The following is a 25,174-nucleotide window of genomic DNA, read 5'->3' as shown; positions in this document are numbered from 1 at the left end:
AAAATCATCTTACGAGAATGATCCGATAGCCAAAGATGGGTTTTTAAAACTACTACGTTGGTAAACTTGTTGAATGACCTCAGCTAAACGTTTCATAGCAGTTTCGATTTGTTGCTCGCTTGCTGTCAGGCTAATACGAATACATTGATATTTGTGTGACCAATCTTCCTTTAACCCTGGAAAGAAAAACCTTCCAGCCACAACAATGACACCCACTTGCTTGAGTTCTTGATATAAATCTAAGTCACTGATAGGTAAATTATTAAACCACAACCAAGCAAACATTGCTCCTTCACCACAATGTAGAAACCAAGGTAAATTTTTGGGCATTTCTTGGTCAAGTTTGGCTTCGATGAGTAAAATTTTATTTTTGTAAAAGGGTCTTATAACTTCTGTTGATATGTATTCAAGAGCACCAGAATTAATCGCGCGAGCAGCAATTGCTTGTCCATAACCAGAGGGGTGAAGACATAGATTTGCCTGGAAAGATTCTAGAACTTGAATGATTTTAGAATCTCCAATCGCAACGCCAATCCGCTCTCCTGGCAAACCCGCTTTTGAGAAACTCATGCAATGTACAATATTTTCACCAAAGACGAGTGTCATATCTTTAAAATTTATTGCTGGAAAGGGGGGACCATAGGCAGAATCTATGAACACGGGGATATTGTAGGGTTTAGCAAGAACTGCAATTTTTTTAATTTCATCGTTAGATAAGATATTGCCTGTGGGATTACAGGGGCGAGAGAAGAGGATACAACCCGTATTTTCTGTAATAACTAAGTTGTTGAAGTCAGGGTGATACTTGAACCTGTGAGCTTTGGTATCAATATCTAAAGTTGGTTTATATGAGATTAATGCCTCTGGTACTAAACAAATTCCACCGTAACCTGTGTAGTCAGGACTTATTGGTAAGACAATTTGCTTTAAATCTCCTTTGCTTGTGTAGCCGCCAAACGCATTAGCTGCATAGAAATAAAGCATTTGACTACCAGGAGTGATCAAGATATTGCTTTCATTTAAAGAAAGTCCGTAGCGACGATTAAAATCTTTGGCGATCGCTTCAATTAATGGAATGTAACCCTGACTTGAACCATAACGACAAACTACTTCGCCATACTCAGAGCTAGCTAAAAGTTCTGCGGTACAGTCACGCCACATCTGCTCAACTTTTGGCAAAAGCACTGGATTTCCAGCACTTAAATTAATAAAATCTTGCTTTTGCTTAGTTTGTAATGTTTCAATAATATCTTTCGATATCGCCTTAATGCCTGTCAGGCTCGACATTTGCACACCAATTTTAGATAAGTTAGGTATCATAATTTTTCTTGTATAATTTCTACTCTTCCAAACAGTAATTGCTGTGTAACTTATTCTTCTGATAACTGCTCAACTTCTCCTAAAATCCGTGTTAGCTCATCATTTTCTGCTTGTTCAATCTGTTGCTCAATTATTTTTGGGGCGAGTTCAGCAATTGTTGGATTTTCAAACAAATAACGCAGAGGAAAATCCAGACAAAAGGCTTCTCGCAATCTAGAAATTACTTGTGTAGCTAGTAAAGAATGTCCCCCCAACTCGAAAAAGTTATCGTGAATTCCAACCTGTTTTAATTTAAGAACTTCAGCCCAAATTGTGGCTAGTTCTTGTTCAGTAGGCGTGGTAGGAGCAACAAAATCAACCTCTAGATTTCTTTGGGAAGCATCTGGAGCAGGTAAAGCACGGCGATTTATCTTACCATTAGGAGTCAGAGGGAATTCCTCAAGAAATACGAAAGCCGCAGGAATCATATAATCTGGTAACTTTTCCTTGAGGAAGTTTCGCAGAGTGCTGGCAGTTGGTGGGTTGTCCGTGGTTAGGAGATAGGCAACTAAGTATTTGTTTCCAGGTTCATCTTCCCGTGTAATGACAACAACTTGTTTTATGTCAGAATGTTGATTTAAAACTGCTTCAATTTCTTCTAATTCAATGCGAAAACCGCGAATTTTTACCTGTGTATCTATTCGACCTAAAAATTCCAGATTTCCATCCGGAAGACGGCGCACTAAATCTCCAGTTTTGTAAAGTGTGTCACCCTCAATAAAAGGATTAGGAATAAATTTTTCATGGGTTAATGTTGGTTGATTTAAGTAACCTCTAGCAACACTCACCCCGCCCACATAAACTTCGCCCGGAACGCCAATCGGAACTCTGTGTAAATCTCTATCTAGTAGATAAACTGTCCTGTCACCGATGGGTTTTCCAATGGGAATTGAATGAACATTTTCAGCAAGTTGTTTGGGAATCGGATAACAACAGGTAAAAACTGTACATTCCGAAGGCCCATAAGCATTAATTATTTGGGTTTCCGGTAATAGTTCTAAAGCGCGACGAACATGAGGCACAGAAACGGACTCTCCGCCAATTAATAGTTGTTTAACGCCTGACAACCCTTGGGGTATGGTATCAATTATCAGATTAAAGAAAGCGGAAGTCAGCCAGAGGATATTAACTTTTTGTGCTTGGATAATCTGACTTAAGCCAACAGGTGTGGGAATTTTACCAGGGTAAAGTATACAACGTCCCCCGTAAAGCAAGGGCGGCCAAAGTTCTAGGGTTAATGCATCCCAGGAAATTGATGAATGTTGTAGCCAAATCTGTTGTGCATCAAGGTGAATGTAATCAACCCCAAACATAAAACCAAGAATGCTACGATGGGGAACTTCTGTTCCTTTTGGTGTTCCCGTTGAGCCAGATGTATAAATTATATAAGCTAAATTTTCTGGATTAACTTCATTGCTTAAATTGTCTTCTTTGTATTGGGCAATGATTTCCCAATCTGAGTCAAGATTCACTACAGTTTGATTGTGGATTGGCAGTAGCTGCTCGCACAAATGAGTTTGTGTTAGTAAGATGGATGCCTGTACATCTTTTAACATAAACTCTAGTCTTTCTGAAGGATAAGCTGGATCTAACGGAACATAAACCCCACCCGCTTTGAGAATAGCGAGTATTCCTACCACCATTAAAAGTGAACGCTCAACACAAATTCCCACCCGTACTTCGGGTTTAACTCCCAGGGCTTGTAGGTAATGGGCTAATTGATTGGCGCGATTATTCAACTCCCGATAAGTTAAGTTTTGCTTTTCATACACAACTGCTACTGCGTTGGGAGTTTTTTCTACCTGTTCTTCAAATAAATTATGAATACACTTGTAATGAATAGAATCTATCTTTTGTTGACTTTCTTGCAGAATTACTTGTTCTTGTTCGGTTGCACTGAGCAGAGATAATTGGGAAATATCTTGTTGTAGATTGGCTGCCATTCCTTGTAGTAATGTCTGGAAATGTCCAATCATGCGCTCAATTGTTTGTTCCTCGAAGCGACTGGTATCATAGATAATCCTGCCAGACAATTGTGATTCAGGATTAACCACTATCGTTAGAGGATAATTCGTGCGTTCAAAACAACGAAGATGACTAATTTCTAAAGTGTTTTTATTTTTCTGTTCAGCAGAATCGAGCGGATAATTTTCAAATACTAAAAGGCTCTCAAACAATGGCATTCCTGGGGGAACATCACTTAGGTGCTGAATTTCCGCCAGGGAGTAGTAGGCATACTGTTCCTGCTCAAATGCTTGGGTTTGTAAATGCTTGAGCCAGGGTAATAATTCTGTCTTTGCTGTAACTTGTACCCGTATGGGGAGAGTGTTGATCAATAGCCCAACCATTGAATCGACTCCCGCTAGGTTCGGTGGGCGACCGGATACAGTTGCACCAAAGACCACATCGCTTTCCCGACTGTAGCGGGAAAGTAGCAACCCCCATGCTCCTTGCACCAAATTATTCAAAGTTAAATGGTGCTGTCGCGCCTCATATTGCAGCTTGTCAGTTACTGTTTTAGATAATTGGAAAACTTTTTCATCATAGGTTTGTTGTTGCCCTGACTTGTCAAAAGTCAATTTATCTACCCTAAAATGGGTAGGAGTTTCAAACCCCTGGAGAATTTGTTGCCAAAAGTTCTTTGCCTGAGCAATATCCTGTTGTTGTAACCAATCAATATACTCTCGATAGGGACGAGCGGGAAGTAGGCGTAAATGTTCGCTTCGCTGATTAGCTTCATACAAAGCTAAAACTTCTTTTAGGACAATCTGCATCGACCAACCATCGAAGAGAATATGATGATGACTCCAGATAAATTGATAAGTTTTTTCCCCAAGTTGGATAATGGTGAAGCGCATTAGGGGAGGTTGAGAAAGATCGAATTCTTTTTGGCGATCGCCTTCTAAAAAATCCTCTAAATTCTGTTGTTGTTCATCGGCTGTTAAATTCCGCCAGTCCAGTTCCACCCACGGGAGTTCCACTTGCTTACTCACCATTTGCAAGGGCTTTTCTATCTCTTCCCAATAAAAGGAACTGCGTAAAACTGGGTGTCGCGCCACAACTTGCTGCCAAGCTTGTTGAAAGCCAGGAAAATTCAATTCTCCAGAAAGAATACAAAGCAATTGCTCAAAATAAATTTCCGATTCTGGTGCATACAGGGTATGAAAAAGCATGCCCTGCTGCATGGGTGAAAGTTCATAAAGGTCTTCGATATTATCCACGAAACTACCTCTTCTTGGTTTTGTCTTTGTTGATTTTGGCTAAGAATTTATCTAACTGTTTTTGACTCAGTTTGGCTGCTGAGAAGTCAGAAGGAGTATGACCGATCGCATCAGGTGATTGACAGTGACCAATCAGGGTTTTTAATGCTTCCATAAACCCCAAAGCCAAACGCTCAATGGTAGTTCTTTGATGAACTTTCTTGCTGTAAGCCCAAGTCATTTCTAATTTTTCTGCGCGAATCAAGCCGCTTATTCCTAACAGGTGGCTGCGCTTATTGAGTAAGCTTTGTTCAGCTTTCAATTCTTTAGCCAAACCCAACACGTCAGATGTCCTAAGCTGATTGAACTGACCAAGGTAGTTAAAACTCACTTGTGCTTGGGGTAGCGCTTGTAGTTTTGTACGTATTGCGGCGTTTTCGTTCAGATATCGCAGTACACCATAACCAATGCCCCGGTTGGGAATACGCCGCAGTTGTTCTTTGACTAACTTTAAAGCCTCTCCTGGATCGTCATCTTCTTCTAGCTGTAACCGAACGGGAAATGAGGTGGTAAACCAGCCTACAGTGCGCGACAAATCCACATCCTCAAATAAATCTTCTCGTCCATGACCTTCAAGATCAATCAGCAGAGAACGTTCTCCCGTCCATTGGGCAAAGCTTTGTACTAGGGCAGTCAAAAGCACATCATTAATTTGAGTATTGTAGGCAGAGGGTACATCTTGCAATAGGGCGCGGGTTTGTTCTTCAGTTAAAGAAAGTGACACAGAAGCGGTTGAGGCTACGGTGTTATCTTCTTTATTTGAAGGATAGTCAACTGGCAAGGCAGTAACTTTAAAATTTTACTCACTGAGCCAGTAATCTAATTCCGTGGCGAGCGCCTCTGATTGTCCATATTCTGTTAGGCGATCGCTCCAATATTGAAAGGAAGTTGTTTTCGGTGGTAATTTAATAGCGTCGCCACGGCTGATTTGCTGGTAAGCAGTAGCCAAATCTTCGAGCAAAATTCGCCACGAGATGCCATCTACTGCTAAGTGATGGACGATGAACAGCAACCGACCTGGTTGATTCTTGCCCAATATAAACAGTGCCACTCGGACGATTGATCCAGTAGATAAATCCAAACTAGCCTGTAGTTCAGCATCTTTAGCTTTCATCGCTGTTTGCTGTTCTTCTGGCGAAAGGTGCGACAAATCGATGACGCTCAATGGTACACTTTCCTGGGTAGCGGCGTAAATTTGCTGCCAGTTTTCTCCTTGTTGCACAAACCGCAAACGCAGAGCATCATGATGTAGTAACAATTGTTGTATAACTTGCTGCAATTGCTCATGTGTCAACTCTGGCGGCACTTCCAACATGGTGGACTGGTTAAAGTAATGAGGTTCAGGCAACTTCTGCTCAAAAAACCACTGCTGGATTGGTGTCAACGCCACTAATCCTGTTACTAACCCAAGTTCTGCTTTAACTTGGCGAGTTATACCTGCTACGACAGCTAACTCAGCAATGGTTTGGTACTTGAATAGCTGTTTAGGAGCAATTTGGATACCCGCCTGATTGGCACGGGAAATTATCTGAATGCTGAGGATAGAGTCTCCGCCCAGTTCAAAAAAGTTCTCGTGGATGCCGACTTTTTCTAGTCTTAAGACTTCCGACCAGATTGCCGCCAATTTCTCTTCTGCAAGTGTGCGCGGAGCAACAAATTTATCTTCTATACTGCGAGAAAATTCTGGTGTTGGTAGAGCACGATAGTCTACCTTTTGGTTGGGAGTCATCGGCAACGTTTCTAGCAACACAAACGCTGACGGCACCATATAATTAGGCAGTTTCTGTTTGATAAAATGGCGCAAATCATCGATAGTTGGTTGCGGTTGGTGCGGTACGACATAAGCCACAAGCCGCTTTTGTCCGGGAATGTCAACGCGTGCAATGACGACAGCTTGCAATACTTGTGGATGTTGACGTAGTACCGTCTCAATTTCTCCCAACTCAATGCGGAAGCCACGAATCTTCACCTGATTGTCAACTCGACCGAGATATTCCAGGGTGCCATCTGCTCGAAATCTTGCTAAATCTCCTGTTTTGTAGAGTCGGTCACAGGTTGCATAAGGAATCGGATTCTGAATAAATTTTTCTGCCGTAAGTTCAGGACGCTGCCAATACCCTCTAGCTAAGGAAACTCCACCAATGTGCAGTTCTCCAGGAACTCCTACAGGTACAGGTTGCAGATATTTATCTAAAACATAAACCTGAGCATTGCTTATAGGTCGTCCAATCGAAACGGAAGTAACTGCTGAGGAATTGAGGTACTGTAGGGTGGTGATAACCGTTGCTTCAGTTGGTCCGTAACTATTAAATAATTGCGGTGGATGGGGGATATGAGCCACGCAACTATGCCAATGCTTCACTTTTTCCTGTTGAACTTCTTCTCCCCCAATAATCACAGTTCTCAAACTTTCAGGAACTCGGGAGTCTTGAGGAGTAAGTTCCGCTACCAACTGATGCCAGTATGCTGTAGGCAGATCCAAAACAGTTAACTGCCATTGGTCGCAACATCGCCAAAATTCGTCGCTGGAGTGCAGTATTTCTTCGGTGCGTAGCACTAAGGTTGCACCGACACACAAACAAGGAAAGATTTCTTCAATAGATGTATCAAAGCAAACAGACGCAAATTGGAGAATGCGGTCAGCCGCATTAATTCCATATTCATGAGTAGCGGTCATGACAAAATTCAACAATGACCGATGTTCAATCATCACTCCTTTGGGTTTACCCGTAGAACCAGAGGTATAAATAATGTAGGCAAGATTATTAAGTTGAACGTCACTAATCGGGTTGGCTGTACTGTGTGGCGCGATTACTGGCCAGTCCGTATCCAAACAAACTGTTTTTCCGGTATAATTTAGCAGTTTATTTTGGAATTTATCTTGCGTCAGCAAAATGCCTAGTTGCGTATCTGCGAGAATGTCAGCTAGTCGCTCTTTGGGATAAGCGGGGTCAAGGGGAACATAAGCACCACCCGCTTTGAGAATGCCGAGTAAGCCAACAATCATTTCAAGAGAACGGTCAACGCAGATACCAACTAGGGTTTCTGGTTTGACTCCCAAAGTTTGCAGATAGTGGGCTATTTGGTTAGTGCGATCGCTCAATTCGCGGTAGGTTAATTGTTGACCATCCTGCTCTACAGCTACAGCATCGGGCGTTAACTCTACCTGAGACTCAATCAACTTATGAATACACTCTGTTTGAGTATATTCCCTATAAGTCTGATTCCATTCCACCAGCAAGTTTTGTTGATATTGCGTTAATACAGGTAATTTACCAATCTGTTGTTCTGGATGAACTACAATTTTTTCTAGCAATTTTTGATACTGCTCTAGCATTTGTTGGATTGTGGCAGCATCAAAAAGGTCGCTGTTATATTCTAAGACTAGGGTAATTCCCTTAGCTCCGGTTTTAGCACCGTTCTGCACGCTTTGTTCAAAACGCGGTATGACCAGGAAATCCAGATCAAACTTGGCGGATTTGTTGCTGATGGGTTCATGCAAGCTGATGTCCAAGCCTGGGAGACTCAAATCCGGCATTGGGGAATCATGGAAGCTGAACATCACTTGAAACAGGGGATTGTGACTCAGGTTGCGTATTGGCTTGAGAACTTCCACCACTTTATCAAAGGGTAGGTCTTCGTTAGCGTAAGCTTCCATTGTCACTTGGCGCACTCGGCCGAGTAACTCCCGAAATGTGGGATTACCGGACAAATCGGTGCGTAAAACCAAGTTATTGACAATCATGCCAATTAACTTTTCTATCTCATGCATCCGTCGATTGGCAACAGCAGTCCCAACGCAAATATCATCTTGCCCAGTGTATCGGTGCAACATGACAAGAAAAGCTGCCAGCATCGTCATGAATAAGGTCACCCCCTCTCGACGACTGAGAACTCTGAGAGATCCACACAAGTCGATGGGAAGTTCCATCCTAATTTGATCGCCTTGGTAAGTTTGCTCTGTCGGTCGCGGGCGATCTAATGGTAATTCTAACAGGGGTGAACTGCCTGATAACTTTTGTTGCCAGTAGGCTAATTGGGCTTGGGCTGCTGCGGTTTTTACCCATTCACGCTGCCAATGGGCAAAGTCCGCAAACTGCAAGCGTGGTTCATTTAGTGGGGAGGGTTTACCCGCACAGAAGGCTTGATACAGTTCCACTAACTCACCCAAGAACACGTTGAATGACCAGCCATCATGAGCCATGTGATGCTCAATGTGGATCAATAGATGTTCTTGATCGCTCAACTTTAATAAAACCCACCTCACAAGGGGTAGTTGATTCATGTCAAAGGGCTGCTGCACTTCTGCCTCAACTAGCTTTTGAGCCTCAGCTTCTTGCTCAGATTCCGGGAATGACTGGAGGTCAATTACTGTGAAACTGATTGGTTGGTGTGGGTTGATGACCTGAAATAGCCGCCCATTTATCGCTGGATAAGTCGTGCGAAAGATTTCATGACGCTGTACAATCTCGTTGAGGCACTGTTGTAAGACTGTGACATCAAGCCGACCTCGAAATCGCATCGTTGCCTGGAATTGGTAGGCACTATTTTCCGGCGCTAATTGCTGGATGAAGTACACTCGCTCTTGAGCAAAGGAGACGGGCAAGAGTCCTTCATGGGGAATTCGTTCTATGGCAGGACGTTGCCACTGTTGTTCTTTGTCACCCTGAGCGATAAGTTGAGCTAGACTCCCGATATTGGGGTTTTCAAAGATTTGGTGAAAGAATAACTCGACCGGTAAAACTTCGCGCACGCGAGAAAGCATCTGAGTTGCAATTAGGGAATGACCACCCAGATAGAAAAAATTATCATTGACTCCAATTTGTTCAAGTCCTAGTAACTCCGCCCAGATGACCGCTAACTTCTCCTCAATTGGGTTACGAGGTGCCACAAAGGTTGCTTCCAAATCGGGGCGTGTGCGATCAGGGGCGGGCAGGTTCCGACGATCCACCTTGCCATTAGGCGTGAGGGGCAAGGAGTCCAAAATCACAAAGGCTGCTGGCACCATGTAATTGGGCAGCTTTTCTTCCAGGAAGCTTTTTAAAGTAGTAGCGTAGGCAAAGCCCGCCGCGGGCATCGCTTCCAGTTTTTGATTAAGGACAATATAAGCAACAAGCCGCTTATCACCAGGGATATCTTCACGGACGATTAGCACTGCCTGAGATACATCCGGGTGTTGACTCAAAACCGCCTCAATTTCTAAGAGTTCAATACGAAAGCCACGAATCTTTACCTGATGATCGACTCGACCCAAAAACTCAATATTACCATTTGGTAAATAGCGGCCTAAGTCACCTGTTTTATATAATTTTGAATTGCCAAAGGGATTGGGAATAAATTTTTCTTCGGTTAAATCTGGGCGATTGAGATAGCCTCGTGCCAAGCCGTCGCCACCAATATATAATTCACCAGCAGTACCAATAGAGACTGGTTGAAGTTTGGAGTTTAATATATATATTTGTGTATTAGATATCGGGCGACCAATTGGGAGATTTGTTGCCCCTTCTGGTACATCTTGCACAAGGTACCAACAAGAGAATGTTGTACTCTCAGTCGGTCCATAAACATGTAGCAATCGTTGTGGCAATCCATTTCTCAGAACTGCTTGAACTGACTTGGGATCTACAGCTTCACCACCAAATAGCAAGTATCGCAGGTCTTTAAATGCTTGGGGAACAATACTCGCTAACTGATTAAATAAGGCTGTGGTCAAGAATAATACACTGATTTTTTGTTCGTGGATGCACGCGGCAAAATCCTCGGGCGAAAGCACAACATTCTGAGGAATCACCACCAGCCTAGCCCCGTGCAGGAGAGAACCCCAGATCTCGAAAGTGGCTGCGTCAAAGGAAGCATTATTAGCTTGGGCAATGCGATCGCTAGCTGTAAACTGCACGTAATTGGTATTGCATACTAGCCGATTGACAGCCCGATGCGGTACAGCGACTCCCTTTGGTGTTCCTGTAGAACCGGAGGTATAAATCACATAAGCCAGGTTTTCAGGCGTCACATCGCTAGTAGGATTTTCTTGACTCTGGCGGCTAATCGCTTCCCAATCCCTATCCAAACAAACCGTCTTCACCCCGCTTTCAGAAAATTCTTCAACAAACTTTTGCTGGGTTAACAGTACTTGCACTTGTGAATCTGACAGCATAAACGATAAACGCTCTTTGGGATACGTTGGATCTAGCGGCACATATCCTCCACCCGCCTTGAGAATTCCCAACATTCCCACTACCATTTCCCAAGAACGTTCAACGCAAATCCCTACTAGTACTTCTGTCCCTACACCCAAAGATTGCAGATAATGTGCTATTTTGTTGGCTCGGTGATTCAACTGTTGATAAGTAAGTTTCTGCTCATCGAAGACGACAGCAATATTGTCTGGAGTTTTTTCTACTTGTGCTTCAAATAGTTCATGTATGCACAAATGTTTAGGATAATCTACCGTTGTATCATTCCATTCCACCAATATTTTATGTCGCTCCTGCTCAGTTAAGGCAGAAGAATCATCAACAGAATGAGTATAGCCAACCACTATTTCTTGCATAAACTTAATTCAATGGACATCAATATTTCATCTTTGGGATCAAGCAGCAGACAGAATCATTTGAGATTTGAGATTTGAGATTTGAGATTTGCAATTGTTCAATTCAAGTCTACCAGTAATTCACTTAACTCCTGGTTTTTTTCTGTTGATTTTGGCTAGGAATTTGTCAAGTTGTTGTTGATTGAGTTTGGCAGCAGCAAAGTCAGAAGGCGTATAGCCTTGGGACTCTTTTGACTGACAGTGAGTTATTAGGGTTTTTAATGCTTCCATGAATCCAAAACTCAACCTTTCAATACTGGATCGTTTGTGAATTTTCTTACTATAAGCAAACTCCATTTCTAACTTTCCTGAGTGAATTAATCCGCTCACTGCCAAGAGATGGCTGCGATTTCCACGCCTACTCTGTTCTGATTTCCATTCTTTAACGGCTCCGAACATCGCAGAAGCAGACAGAACTTGGTCAAATTGACCTAAATAATTAAAACTAACTTCTGCTTGAGGTAAATTCCGGAATTTCTGTTTAACTTCCGGATTTGGATGTAAATATCGCAAAATACCATAACCAATACCATGTTTAGGTAGGCGACGCAGTTGTTCTTTAACTAATTTTAAAGTTTCTTCTAACTGTTCAACAGAAGCCAGTTTTAATTGCACAGGAAATAAAGTAGTAAACCAGCCGACGGTACGGGATAAGTCTACATCCTCAAATAAGTCTTCTCGTCCATGTCCTTCTAGATCAACAACTAAGGAATTTTCTCCTGTCCATTGGCTAAAGCTTTGTACCAACGCAGTCAACAAAATATCGTTAATTTGTGTGTTGTAAGCAGAGGGAACATCTTGCAACAAGGCGCGGGTTTCATCCTCATTTAAAAAGAGAGTTAGAGAATTAGTTGCAGCTATGGTATTTTCTTCTTTAGCTAAGGAATAATCTCTAGGTAAATAAACAATATTACCCTCAAACTGAGATAACCAGTAATCAAGTTCTGCAGCAAGGGTTTCTGATTGACTATATGCTTGTAGCTTATTTGCCCATTCTTGAAAAGAAGTTGTTTTAGGTGGCAATTTGATGGCTTCGCCACGGTTAAGCTGCTGATAAGCGGTTGCTAAGTCTTCCAACAAAAGTCGCCATGAGATGCCATCTACCGCGAGGTGATGGATAATAATTAGTAGTTGACTTGGTTGATTGATTCCCAGGTTAAACAACGCGACTTTTATAATTTCTCCTGATGACAAATTCAGGCTGGCTTGAAGTTCAGCATCTTTTGTTTTGATTGCGGTTTGTTGTGCTTCGGGAGAAAGTTCGGACAAATCCACAATGGTGAAAGGCACTGTTTCTGGGAGTGGATCGTTAATCTGTTGCGGAGCAACGCTTTTTAGAACAAATCGCGATTCTCCCAAGGGGAGACGTGCAAAGCACGAACGCAAAGTATCGTGATGCGATAATAATTGTTGCACCGCTTGTTTTAATAACTCTGGTTTTGTCCCTGATGGAATTTCTAGTAAAGCTGACTGGTTAAAGTAATCAGCATCCGGAAAATTCTGCTCGAAAAACCAATGCTGGATGGGTGTTAGCGGTACTGAACCCGTGACTACCCCCTGGTTGGCTTTTATTTGACTGGTTGTGCCTACAACAGTGGCTAACTCGGCAATGGTTTGATGCTGAAATAGTTGTTTTGGAATTAGTTGTAACCCGGCTTGATTTGCTCTAGAAATCATCTGAATACTGATGATCGAATCGCCACCCAACTCAAAGAAATTGTTGTGAATGCTGATATTTGGTCGTCTTAATACTTCAGCCCAAATAGCGGCTAACTTTTCTTCTGTGGGAGTTCGAGGAGCAACAAATCCTACCTCTACATTTCTATCAGCAGTATCTGGGGCAGGCAAAGCACGATAGTCTACTTTACCATTAGGGGTCATCGGTAACTGATCCAAAGGGACGAAGGCAGAAGGAACCATGTAGGGAGGCAACTTCTGTTTGAGGAATTGGCGGATCTCGTCAATTTGTACTTGTCCTTGATTTCCCACCATATAAGCTACAAGACGCTTATTGCCAGGATTTTCTTCATGGGCAATGACAACAGCTTGAGCAACCTGCGGATGTTGATTTAAAACTGTTTCAATCTCACCAAGTTCAATCCTAAAACCGCGAATCTTCACCTGAGAATCCATCCGCCCTAAATATTCCAGATTCCCATCAGGTCGATAACGGACTAAATCTCCTGTTTTATATAATTTTGAATTTTGAGATTGCGTCGCTTTGCTCGCAACGCTACGCAATTTTGAATTGTCAAAGGGATTGGGAATAAATTTTTGCAATGTCAATTCTGGACGGTTCAAGTAACCCCGCGCTACACCTGCACCGCCAATATGGAGTTCCCCTGGTACTCCGATAGGAACGGGCTGCAAGTATTGATCTAACACATAGATTTGAACATTATTAATGGGTTTGCCAATAGGAACTTCCTGATGATTAAGGACGTTGTCTGACAACTTAGATAAAGTTGCAACCACACTGGTTTCAGTTGGGCCATAACTATTAACTAACTGCGGATAATTGCCCACCACTTGATGCCACATTGCAACTTTTTCTGGTAGCACTCGCTCTCCACCAAGAATTACCAGTCGTAATGATTCAGGTAATAATAAATTTCCACTGGTTAATTCACTTACCAATAAATGCCAGTAAGCTGTTGGTAAATCCCATACTGTCAATCCCCATTGTTGAGACTGCTGTATAAACGCAGACACAGACTGCAACATTTTCTCGGTACGCAGCACGAGTGTCCCACCGCAACTTAAACAAGGGTAGATTTCTTCGGCGGCAGCATCAAAACTAATTGAGGCAAATTGAAGAACGCGTTCGCTTGCTGTTATTTTATATTGAGCGATCGCTGCTTGCGTAAAATTAACCAAGGATCGATGTTCAATCAGCACCCCTTTGGGCTTGCCTGTGGAACCTGATGTATAGATAACATACGCCAAGTTACTGGGTGCGACCTCATGTACAGGATTTTCTTGACTCTGGTTCGCAGCAATCAAGTCCTTTTGAGTATCTAAACAAACCATTTGTAGGGGATGTTCAGCTTCCAGGGTTGCCCATTGCTGCATTGTCACCAAAATTGGTATTTGAGCATCGTTGATGATTTCAGTCAATCGTTGTGCTGGATAGGCGGGGTCTAAGGGTACATAAGCACCAGCCGCTTTGAGAATTCCCAAAAGTCCCACTATCATCTCTAAGGAACGCTCAATGCAGATTCCGACTAATGTATCGGGTTTTACTCCCAAGTTTTTCAGATAGTGAGCAAGTTGATTAGCTTGTGTATTTAATTCCTGATAGGTAAGTTTTTGGTTCTCAAATACCACTGCTACTGCATCAGGGGTCAAAACTCCCTGTTCTTCCACTAGCTGATGAATACATTTCCCTTCAGGATAGGCTGTTTTCGTCTGGTTCCACTCAACCAATAATTGCTGCTGCTGTTCGGACGTTAGTAAGGGATACTGCGAAATGGGTTGATCAGGGTTAGGCACAATCCCTTCTAGCAATATTTGATACTGTGCCATCATCCGCTCGACGGTGGCAGCATCAAAGAGGTCGCTGTTATATTCCCACACAAGAGTTATGCCCTCTGTTTCGATTCCCTTGGCTTTGTCTTGGGAATTACGTCCTACTCGTTGTTCAAAACGGGGAATAACAACAATATCCAGATCGAATTTGGCTGATTTATTGTTGAGTGTTTCATGCTGTTTAATGGTCAACCCTGGTAAACGCAATTCAGGTAGGTGAGCATCATGGAAGCTGAACATCACCTGAAATAGGGGATTGTAGCTGAGATTTCTCTCTGGTTTTAGAATCTCTACAACCTTATCAAAGGGTAAGTCTTCGTTAGCATAACCTTCTAAAGTTACTTGACGCACTTGAGCCAGAAGTTCTCGAAAGGTGGGGTTTCCGGAAACATCTGTGCGGAGAACAATATTATTGACAATCATGCCAATCAACCCTTCTGTTTCCCGCCAACGTCGATTAGCGACTCCAGATCCTACACAAAGGTCTTCTTGTCCCGTGTAGCGGTAGAGCATGGTCACGAACACCGCAAACATACTCATAAATAAAGTTACCCCTTCTTGACGACCCATATTTCTTAGGGCTTCGCAGACATCAAGAGGAAGCTCCATCCGCAGCATTCCGCCTTGGTAAGTTTGCTCGACTGGTCGCGGGCGATCTAATGGTAATTCTAGTAAAGGAGGACTGCCAGATAATTTTTGTTGCCAATAGTTTAGTTGGGCTTGTGCTTCCTCCGTTAACACCCACTGTCGCTGCCAATGGGCAAAATCTGCAAACTGAAGCGAGGGTTCAGCTAGGGGTGAGGGTTTTCCTTCAGAAAAGGCTTGATATAGTGTTAATAATTCCCGCAAAAATAAATTGAATGACCAACCATCATGAACCATGTGATGTTCAACATGAACTAACACATGTTCTTGGTGATTTAATTTTAATAATGTCCAACGAATTAAAGGTAATTCACTAATCTTAAATGGTTTTTGAACTGCGATGTCTGTTAATCTTTGAACTTCGGCTTCCTGTTCAGATTTGGAAACACTTTGGAGGTCTATAACTTCTAATTTGACAGGTTGCGGAGGGTGAATGACTTGTACTAGCTTCCTTCTACAGCCGGAAATGTGGTGCGAAAAATCTCATGACGGCGTAAAATTTCGCTGAGACTTTGTTCAAGAATAGGTATATTCAAATTTCCCTGAAAGCGCAAACTCTCTTGAAATTGGTAAGCACTCATAGAGGGTGCTAATTGCTCAATGAAATATACCCGTTCTTGGGCAAAGGAAACTCTTAAGTAACCCTTTCTGGAAATTGGCGTAATTTTAGCTTGGGGTGATGGCTGTTTTAATTGTTGTTGTTTAATGACCTGAATTAAGTCATTGATCGTCGGATTTTCCAAGAGTTGCTTAAAGGATAGCTCAACTTGAAAAACGTCTCGTATCCGAGACAGAATTTGTGTGGCGATGAGAGAATGACCACCCAGTTGGAAAAAATTGTCATTGACTCCGATTTGTTTCCATCCGAAAACCTGACACCAAATTTCTGCTAGAGTTTCTTCTTGGGCGTTACGCGGGGCGAGAAAGGCTTCTTGGAGGTGGGGACGTATGGGATCGGGGATGGGAAGTGCCTGACGATCAACTTTCCCATTGGGAGTAAGAGGTAAAGTCTCTAAAGAAATCAAGACGCTTGGTATCATGTAACTGGGTAGCTTGTATTTAAGGAAGCTTTCCACAGTTGTGAGAGTAATCTCCATCTGTTGATGGAGAACAAGATAAGCTACCAAACGTTTGTTTCCAGGGGAATCTTCGCGAACAATGACTACGCTTTGAGATACTTGGGGATGTTGATTGAGGACAGATTCTATTTCTCCTAGTTCAATTCTGAAGCCGTTAAATTTTACTTGATAGTCAATACGTCCTACAAATTCTAGGTTGCCGTCTGGTAGATACCGTCCTAAATCACCAGTTTTATATAACTTGGAATTGTCAAAAGGATTTTCAATAAATTTTTCTGTAGTCAATTCTGGACGGTTGAAATAGCCCCTTGCTAATCCAGCACCACTAATGTATATTTCTCCAATTACTTCCGTCGGGACTGGTTGCAGATTTTGATCTAATACATAGACGTGGATATTCTCTCCCATTGGCTTACCAATAGGTATTGCTGTTCCCTCAAGTTGCGTGGTGCTCAAACTTGATAAAGAGCAAAGTGTAGCTTCAATGGTAGTTTCGGTAGGTCCATAGGCATTAATCAACTCAGGAAATTTGCCTACACACTTGAGCCACATCTTAACTTGTTCTGGCAGTACCGGTTCTCCACCAATAATCACCAAGCGTAATGATTCGGGTAATGTTATTTGACCAGTAGCTAATTCATTGACTATTAAATACCAGTAAGCTGTGGGTAAATCCCACACAGTGATTTGCCAATCTTGAGATTGCTGTACAAATGAGGCGACCGAGTTTATCATGTCCTCAGTTCGTAGGACTAAAGTTGCACCACAACTCAGGCAAGGATATATTTCTTCGGCGGCGACATCAAAACTCATCGAACTGAACTGGAGAATGCGTTCGCGAAGCGTACCCGTAGGGTTCTCACACTCAGATATCTTGTATTGTGCGATCGCCATCTGGGTAAAATTCACCAACGAGTGATGTTCAATCATCACTCCTTTTGGTTTTCCAGTTGACCCTGATGTGTAGATGACGTAAGCCAGATTATGAGGTTTTACTGTATTAACAAGAGGGCGATTCCTGCGGAACGCTACGCGATCGCTGTGGTGAAAAATTTCATCTTGTTGGCTATCTAAACAAATTACCTGTCCTGAATAATCAGATATTAAAGTAGACCATTTTTCTTGCGTTACTAACACAGAAATTTGAGCATCTTGTACCATGTAGCTCAATCTTTCTGCTGGATAAGCAGGATCTAGAGGAACATATGCTCCTCCAGCTTTGAGAATCCCCAATAAACCCACTATCATTTCTAAGGAGCGATCCAGACAAATTCCGACTAGTACCTCAGTTCCTACCCCGAGTTCTTGTAGATAATTAGCGAGTAGGTTAGCTTGAAAATCTAATTCCTGGTATGTCAGTTCCTTCTGCCCAAATACCACAGCTATTGCTTGCGGAGTTCGCGCAACTTGGGCTTCAAATAACTGATGAATACATTGTTTCAACATAAGCCAGATATTTTTGCAATAAGGTTCTTCTACTGACCAGAATGCACTCTCCAAGGTAAGCCTAAAAAACCGGGTTTCTGAACGAAATATTAATGTTTTTAGGCTGAGTGATTTGCAAGAAACCCGGTTTTTATTTATCCTGACTTGATAATAGCTTAGTATTTAATCAAGATTGTGACTGATTTTGCCGAGAACAGCAGAGATCGCCACCGTTCTCGGGGAGGCCAAATAGTTTTTGCCTGTTGGATCGCCACTGCGTCCTTTAAAATTGCGATTGGTTGCATAAACTCCTGTTTCTTCTTTGTCCAAAACCCCAAGTCCAGAATTGATACAAGCCCCACAACCTGACTTGAGAATCTGTGCGCCTGCTTGTTCAAAAATCTCAAGATAGCCTAATGCTTCAGCTTTTTCACGAATCTCCACGGAAGCAGGTACAATAAACAAGTTGACTTTGTCTGCTATTTGACGACCCTGCAAAACTTCCGCAGCCTGAGCCAAATCGTAGAGTTTGCCCCCCGTACAAGAGCCAATAAAAGCTTTGGTAATCGGAATCTCCTCTAACTGACTAATCGGGACTACCTGATCGGGTTTCGGGGGGCGGGCGACTTGCGGTTCTAAATCACTGAGGTCAAATTGATACACTCTTTCGTACTCAGCATCTGGATCGGCAAGAATTTCTTCAAATCCTTGTGAAGATCGGCTTCTCACATAGTTCCGAGTCGTGTCATCAGGAACAATCAAGCCACACATAGCACCACACTCAATGGCCATATTGGCTAGAGTTAACCGTTCATCAAAGGGTAGTTGTGCAAGAATTGACCCTCTAAACTCCATGACCTTACTGGTAGCGCCAGCACAGCCGATTTGCCCCAGAATAAACAGGATAATATCTTTAGCGCTGATTTGGGGAGGTAGGGTTCCAGACAACTCGAATACTAGGGTTTGCGGAACACGAATCCACATATCACCCATAGCATAAATATTCGCCATATCCGTCGTGCCTACACCCGTGGAAAAGGCTCCCAATGCCCCATATGTACAGGTATGAGAATCTGTACCAGCAATTATCATTCCTGGTCGGACAAATCCTTTTTCTGGTAGTAGAACGTGGCAGATGCCTGCTGCTTCGCCTGGAGAAACTATATCAAATAAATGGCATCCTTGGTCGTGGGCAAACTGAACCATCTGTTCATACATGAGATGGGCTTTGTTATCAGGACGGATGTCATTAACTTGAATAAAGTGATCTGCTACCAAAACCACTCGTTGCGAATCCCACAACTTTGCCCCTTCTCCATAGTGTTTATAAAATGTCTTGGCTACAGGCGCAGCGACAGCATCGTGGGATAAGGCTAAATCAACCTGGGCAAAAACCACTTCTCCTGGCTGGACGTAGGAATTACCAGAGGCTTTAGCCAAGAGTTTTTCGACTAAAGTCATGGATCGTTCCGGAGTCAGGCTGGGAGGAACGGTAATTTTCCCCTGACGACGCATCTGATTAAAAGGTATCAGCCCACCAACAGCTGATATCGCATCAACTACTGGATTCTGCTGTTTTTCCCCCAGAATTTCTAGGGATAGTCCAATATTAATGCTATTACGGTAAAAAATTTCGGCGAATGATCGCGCCCGAATCTTCTCAATTCCAGCGGCTTTGAGGGCAATGGGGGCAATTTCTCGACTAGAACCACACCCAAAATTTTCTCCCGCTTCAATCACATTATATTTTAATAACTCCCCTACTCCAATAAGATGTTCTAAGGCATACTGTTTTAAGTGATCAGGATCATCTGTTGTTCCTCGATTAGCAGGAATAATATCATCGGTATTGATATCATCTCCTAAATGTAAAACCTTATTTGCATGACTCATGAAGTACTCCTAATTCAGAATGTTGCACGGTGGAAAGTTCTTCGAGCAAAAGGTCAACTAAGGTTTCAGTCTTGACAGAAATTTCTGCTCCTTCGGGAGACAAATCAGCTGTTCGATATCCTTTAGCTAAAATTCGGTCTTGTGCTGCAATAATCCGTTGGGCAGCCCCCACTTTTCCCCATTGCTGAAGCATTAAAATACACGCTGCGAGAGTTCCGAGAGGATTCGCAATTCCTTTGCCAGCAATGTCTGGGGCTGTGCCGTGAATCGCTTCGTACAGCCCAAATCCATCAGCATTCAGACTGGCTGATCCTAATAAGCCGATAGAGCCAACTAAGGCACCGCCAATATCGCTCAGAATATCTCCAAACATATTGCCCGCCAAAATCACATCAAATCTCTGAGGATTTAGAACCATTTGCATAGCTAAGTTATCCACCAGCATTGGCTCCACGATAACACCTGGAAACTGTGTAGCTTCCTCTTGCACTAGACGAGTCCAGGGCAAGTGGGGTAAGGCGTTTTCTTTGTGGGCTACGGTGAGTAATCCTCGTCGTTGTTGGGCTTGCTGTAAGGCTTTGCGAGCAATTCGCCGAATCTCTTCATCATAATAGCGCATGGTATGATAGCCATAAGCTCCGTTATCATCGCAAGACCGTCCAGCTGGTCCAAAATAAATCCCACTGACCAGTTCTCGAACGATTAGCATATCGAGTCCTTGAACTTTCTCTGGTCGGAGGCTAGATTTATGTAGCAGACTGTTAACAATACGAATCGGGCGAAGATTGCAAAAAAAGTCGAAGTGCTTTCGCAGTTCTAGCAGTCCTCCAACACTTGTCGCGCCAAATACAATTCCATCAGATCCATCGCATAGTTGGGCAGTAGCTTGAGGGAAGTAAGTACCAAATTGCTCTTTAGCTGCTGCACCAAGCCAACCATAGTCTACCTGCAAAGTAAATCCTTCAAGTTTAGCAACGTGTTGCAGAATTTCTAAGCAAGCTTCCACAACTTCTGGTCCAATCCCTTCCCCAGGAATGGCGACGATCCGATAAGACGGCTTATTTAAAGACCCCATTGTTCCATAACTCCAACACTTCGTTCACTGTAAAATAGCGTTCTTGTTCAGCTTTGGGATTTTTATTGAGCGATCGCTAGCTATTGCTTGCGGAGTTCACACAATTTTGTTTTCAAATAACTGATGAATACGTTGTGACATGAGCTAGAGATTTTTCAAATAAGGGTTAAAGGATGAAAAGTATCAGGGTATAAGATAACCATTGTTTGAGAAACTACTGGAACACTATCAGTTAGATAATTTTGAGTAATGACCTTTGAGTATTTAATCCAGGATAGTTGGACTCAAAGGTCATTATTTTTCAAAAAATGTCGTAGATTAAGTTTTTCTAAACTCTACATCTACATAACTCTACCTTCCTGTACAAGAAAGTTACAAATTGAGCTAACACCTACATAGTGACATTTTAGATGAAGCATCACCGAATTTAATAGTGAAATTATTCTTCAACAATTTCAACTGTCCTTGGTTCATCAGATGGCACAGTATAAGTATTAGTTTCTGAACTAATATGATTTTTCAGTTTGAGTTTTAGTTCGTCTGAAATGGGTAAATCATTAATTTCTTTGAGGAGAAATCTCACGGATTCCGTTTTGCTACGTTCTGCATAAACTGCCTTGAGAATAGCTTCAATTCCATATCCTGCTATAGTATCTCCCAAAACTGTTATTAGACCAAGCAATCCTATACCTCCTACGATGCCAAACGGTCCTCCCACCGCTGTGAGGGCAGCAGCAACAGCAGCTGAACTCCCTCCTGCTGTGGCTGTTAGAATCACGAGAATTATGCCAGGAAGACCCAGACCGGCAAGTTTTTTAACGATTTCATCCATTGGAATTACCTCAAATTTTAGGTTTTGGTTCAAACATTACTCAGGGTATCAAACTGGAGTCTTTGTAAACAAAGAAACCCATTATTAAATCTAGACTAAGCGAGAATAGAGTGACTTACGCTCAGATAGAGTTAAGATTTTAGAAAATTTTCTCTATTTACCCTTACTTGATAGCTTAGTCTTTAATCAAGATTGTGACTGATTTTCTCGAAAAAAACTGAGATCGCCATCGTTTTTGGGGAGGCGAAATAGTTTTTGCCTGTTCGACCGCCACTGCGCCCTTCAAAATTGTCATTGGTTGCATAAACTCCTGTTGCTTGCTCTGATTAAGACTCATACTGTAGTTGAGAACTCTTGTAAAATATGGAATTTAAGACTCAAAGCCAAACCTAGAAACTGTTTTACCTCTGAATTCTGAATTGTTCTATAAAATTTAGTTTGATAAAACACTACACAACTCATCGATGTCTTGGCTCTTTTCGGCAATCAATCGATGGGCTATAACTTCTAGCTTCCGGAGATTCTCCAGTTTTGCATTATCTATTTCTTCCAATTCAGGAGTTAAAAATGTTTGGAAGCGATAATAACTTTTCGTTTCCTTGTTATTAGACTCAAATAATCGTTCTAATTCTCCGGCTACTACTTCACTACCACCGTCCAAAACAATATTTAAAAGCGGTTTTGCCCATTGCAAAAGTCCCCAATTCTTGACATCGTTATAAGGGTAAACACTCGTCAGGGAACCTGTACCTAAGGAAACGACTAAAATATCCTCTGTATTGAGGAGTTGTGTTTTGTCTTGTCTACTAATTTGTGCTTCCACAATCGCCAAATTTGCTGGATTATTAGCTACTAATCCTCCATCAACTAAAGTATAGAAGTTATTGGAATTATGATAACTAGGAATACGATGGGGAGCAAAATAAGTGGGAGTAGCGCTAGTCGCTAGTGCCGCGTCTGTAAGGGTAAAACCTGCGCATAACTTGCGAAAGTTTCGAGATACTGTCTCTTGTTTGTCCAGCTTATTTGTAAAAAATATAGGAATTCGCTGCTCAATATCGTAGCTAGTGACGAAAACTTCTTTCAAACTTTTTTCTAAAGGAGTGTCTCCAAAATATTGCCGGAAAATTTCCTCTCTGCCGTCAGAAGAATATTTTGGCTGGACAAATATATCCTCTAGCTGACCGAGTATTCTTTCAAATAATGGCTCGTAAAAGATTTCACATCCATATTCAAGAAAGATTTGTACAAGTTCCTCTGCACTGTATTGGGCGACTGACAAGTTTTCAGATAGATCTGGTGGAGTTAATCGAGGTTTAGTTAGTCCGAGTGCAAGAATTCCTCCGCTTGAAGTGCCAGCAATCAAATCAAACAAACTAAAAATTGGCTTTTGTGTCCGCTTTTCAATTTCTGCCAGTATGAGTGCTGGAATAATGCCTCGAATACCGCCTCCATCAATGGCAAGTATTTTATATTTGGAATTCGCTGCCGTATTCATGGTTTCTTGAGATTCTTCCTGAGTTAATTTTTGTGCTTGTTTCTGCGGTTGAATAGTGACTAAAACTCCGCTTTGATTCGTTTGGTTTATTTTGATTTCCCCCTCTTTTGGCAAGGAGGTTAGAGAGGTTTGGGCGTTAGTAGATTTTTTCTCTGTCTCTTTTTCTTCCTTTGGTTGATCCTCATCCCCTACCACTGGCGCTAAATCAGTCATCGCTTGAGTGGAGGAATCTTCCTGTAGTACTGCAATTTCTGTTAGAGGGGAAGTGTTCTCTAGACTTGCCGTTTCACCTTGTTTCTCGCCTTCACTGGAGGACTGTGCGAGCGTAAATGGAAGTTCTGCTAAATCCCAAGTAGGATTACCATGCAGCTTTCCATCATAGCCATTTCCAGTTTCGTCTCGGATAGTTGTCCCTTCTGCTTCATTTAATGTCCAGTAAGCTACTAATCCTTCTTCATTCCCAACTAGAGGCTGATAGCGTTGCGTTTGAATTTCTGTTTGGGAACAGGGGTAATTCCAGACGCTAATGTTAGCTAATTGACCTGTGAAAAATATGTTGTTGTGTAAAGTCGCGCCAAGAGTTACAGAACTAGTTGCTTTGTTTAAAAAGGTACCTGTTAAAGAGCCAGCATATTCATGGTCATCAAGATGTATGGTTAGTTGACCTTGATTAAAAACAATAGCAAAGAAGTGCCATTGTCCGACACTTAATTCCCCATTGCCAAAGGTTTTGATCACATTGTCAACTTTCTCATCAATGTATACATCTAGATTTCCTGACTCACTTATGCCGAACTCAAAATTATCACTGTATCTATCTGAAGAACGGGCAAAAAAAACATTGCGCGTCCCATAAGTGCTGGCTTTGTTTGTTAGTTGATGAGGATTAATCCATCCAGAAATCGTAAAAGCTGAACTCCCCTCAGCAAAAACACCTCCAATATCACTCTTACCAAAATCTATGTAACTCTCCTGACCATCAAATGTTAGAACTAATCGGGTCTCTACTTTGTTTATCACGAGATTTTTTCTCCAAATATGAGTCTATTTTATAGGTTTATCAAATCTAATTTTAATGTTAAATCATACTCTTCAATTGACTCAACTAGTTCCGTTGTATAGCTACACGATAGGAAAAGCGCGTTAAAAACTTCCTCGCTATGTGAGCAATTGCAGCCATTCTACTATAGTTGCGACTTTGCAGACCGGCTCTAGCTGCAAATCAGTTATGGTTTGTAACTATTCTTGTCTTGATTCACTGTTTTAATTATTTTTTAATTCTTTTAAATATCTGCTTAACTGTCTTAACTGTCTTAACTGTCTTAACTGTCTTAAGTATTGGTACAGTTTTTTTGTGAAGCTCAGGAATTTGTAAGCTGAAGTTGAAAAGATGTTTTAAAATGAGGGGTGTCGTAAGAAACTTCACAAGGGTAATCGTATAAATTTGTAAAATAACAGTTTAGATGGAGGAGAACGAGGGAAAAACTTTATGCGAACGCTTATACTGAGCGCTATGTGCTATCACTAAACACATTGTGATGGTCAGTAACTATTTGAGGTTTTCACGATGAATGTATTTGTTTCATTCGTTAGCAGGCCTGTAATCGCGCCCCTTTTGCGCTCATATTTTGCACCTCTAGGTAAAAATCCAGGCAATGTAAAAAGTGCGCGATAAGGCAACCGGATTTTTCTTGGTTTTTATCGCGCTCATCAAGAATTGTAGTTTAATGACTCAATCTTAAATTACAATTACATCTTTAATATTGGTGCAAAATGTGAGCGATCGCCTTGCTAGAAATGGAGAAAATCCAGAGAAGGGTAATTTATAAAGTAAATATAAAGAGATGGCTTTAAAGAAGATGCAATACACCTTTTGGTGTTTGCTTTCCTTTGGAATCGCCCATCATACTTTGTGTGTACAAGATAGAGTGTAGATGACAATAAAAGCCTATAAGACGAATTTGAATGACAGGAAAGGGCAAGTGATAGAA

Annotated in this window: 7 protein-coding genes and 3 pseudogenes; all 10 read right to left on the bottom strand. The window is 42.0% G+C overall.

Features of this window, described 5'->3' with window-relative positions; all coding sequences use genetic code 11:
• Positions 1-9: 9 nt before the first annotated feature.
• The 10 genes and pseudogenes from AC5590_RS20845 to AC5590_RS20800 all read right to left on the bottom strand — a co-directional run bounded on the left by AC5590_RS20845 (position 10) and on the right by AC5590_RS20800 (position 24,203).
• The gene (locus AC5590_RS20845; RefSeq protein ID WP_169265346.1) at positions 10-1,320 is read right to left on the bottom strand and encodes a valine--pyruvate transaminase; all 1,311 of its coding nucleotides are present in this window, start codon (positions 1,318-1,320) and stop codon (positions 10-12) included.
• 50 nt (positions 1,321-1,370) lie between these two features.
• Positions 1,371-4,580 carry a non-ribosomal peptide synthetase gene (locus tag AC5590_RS20840; protein ID WP_169265345.1) on the bottom strand — a complete coding sequence of 1,070 codons (3,210 nt, stop codon included), beginning with the start codon at positions 4,578-4,580 and terminating at the stop codon, positions 1,371-1,373.
• A 4-nt stretch (positions 4,581-4,584) separates the two neighbouring features.
• Positions 4,585-11,169, bottom strand: a pseudogene (locus AC5590_RS20835) (amino acid adenylation domain-containing protein).
• A gap of 120 nt (positions 11,170-11,289) precedes the next feature.
• Positions 11,290-17,903 (bottom strand): annotated as a pseudogene (locus AC5590_RS20830) (amino acid adenylation domain-containing protein).
• Positions 17,904-18,068: 165 nt separating this feature from the next.
• Entirely contained in the window at positions 18,069-19,346 is a 1,278-nt protein-coding gene (locus AC5590_RS20825) for a 3-isopropylmalate dehydratase large subunit (RefSeq protein ID WP_248277237.1), read from the bottom strand.
• A 132-nt stretch (positions 19,347-19,478) separates the two neighbouring features.
• Positions 19,479-19,622 (bottom strand): annotated as a pseudogene (locus AC5590_RS20820) (3-isopropylmalate dehydratase); the annotation flags it as partial.
• Positions 19,623-19,761: 139 nt separating this feature from the next.
• Positions 19,762-20,853, bottom strand: a complete 1,092-nt coding sequence (gene leuB, locus AC5590_RS20815; RefSeq protein WP_169265343.1) for a 3-isopropylmalate dehydrogenase — start codon at positions 20,851-20,853, stop codon at positions 19,762-19,764.
• Positions 20,854-21,292: 439 nt separating this feature from the next.
• Positions 21,293-21,685 carry a hypothetical protein gene (locus AC5590_RS20810; protein WP_169265342.1) on the bottom strand — a complete coding sequence of 131 codons (393 nt, stop codon included), beginning with the start codon at positions 21,683-21,685 and terminating at the stop codon, positions 21,293-21,295.
• Between the two features lie 175 nt (positions 21,686-21,860).
• Positions 21,861-22,022: a hypothetical protein gene (locus AC5590_RS20805; protein WP_169265341.1), complete on the bottom strand. Its 162-nt coding sequence runs from the start codon at positions 22,020-22,022 to the stop codon at positions 21,861-21,863.
• Between the two features lie 96 nt (positions 22,023-22,118).
• Positions 22,119-24,203 (bottom strand): patatin-like phospholipase family protein, encoded by a 2,085-nt coding sequence (locus AC5590_RS20800; RefSeq protein WP_169265340.1) that lies wholly within the window; start codon positions 24,201-24,203, stop codon positions 22,119-22,121.
• Positions 24,204-25,174: the final 971 nt, after the last annotated feature.

Origin of the sequence: Brasilonema octagenarum UFV-OR1 (assembly GCF_963888615.1) — a bacterium.
GTDB classification, from domain to species: domain Bacteria; phylum Cyanobacteriota; class Cyanobacteriia; order Cyanobacteriales; family Nostocaceae; genus Brasilonema; species Brasilonema sennae.
This window is presented reverse-complemented; position numbering and strand designations above follow the sequence as displayed.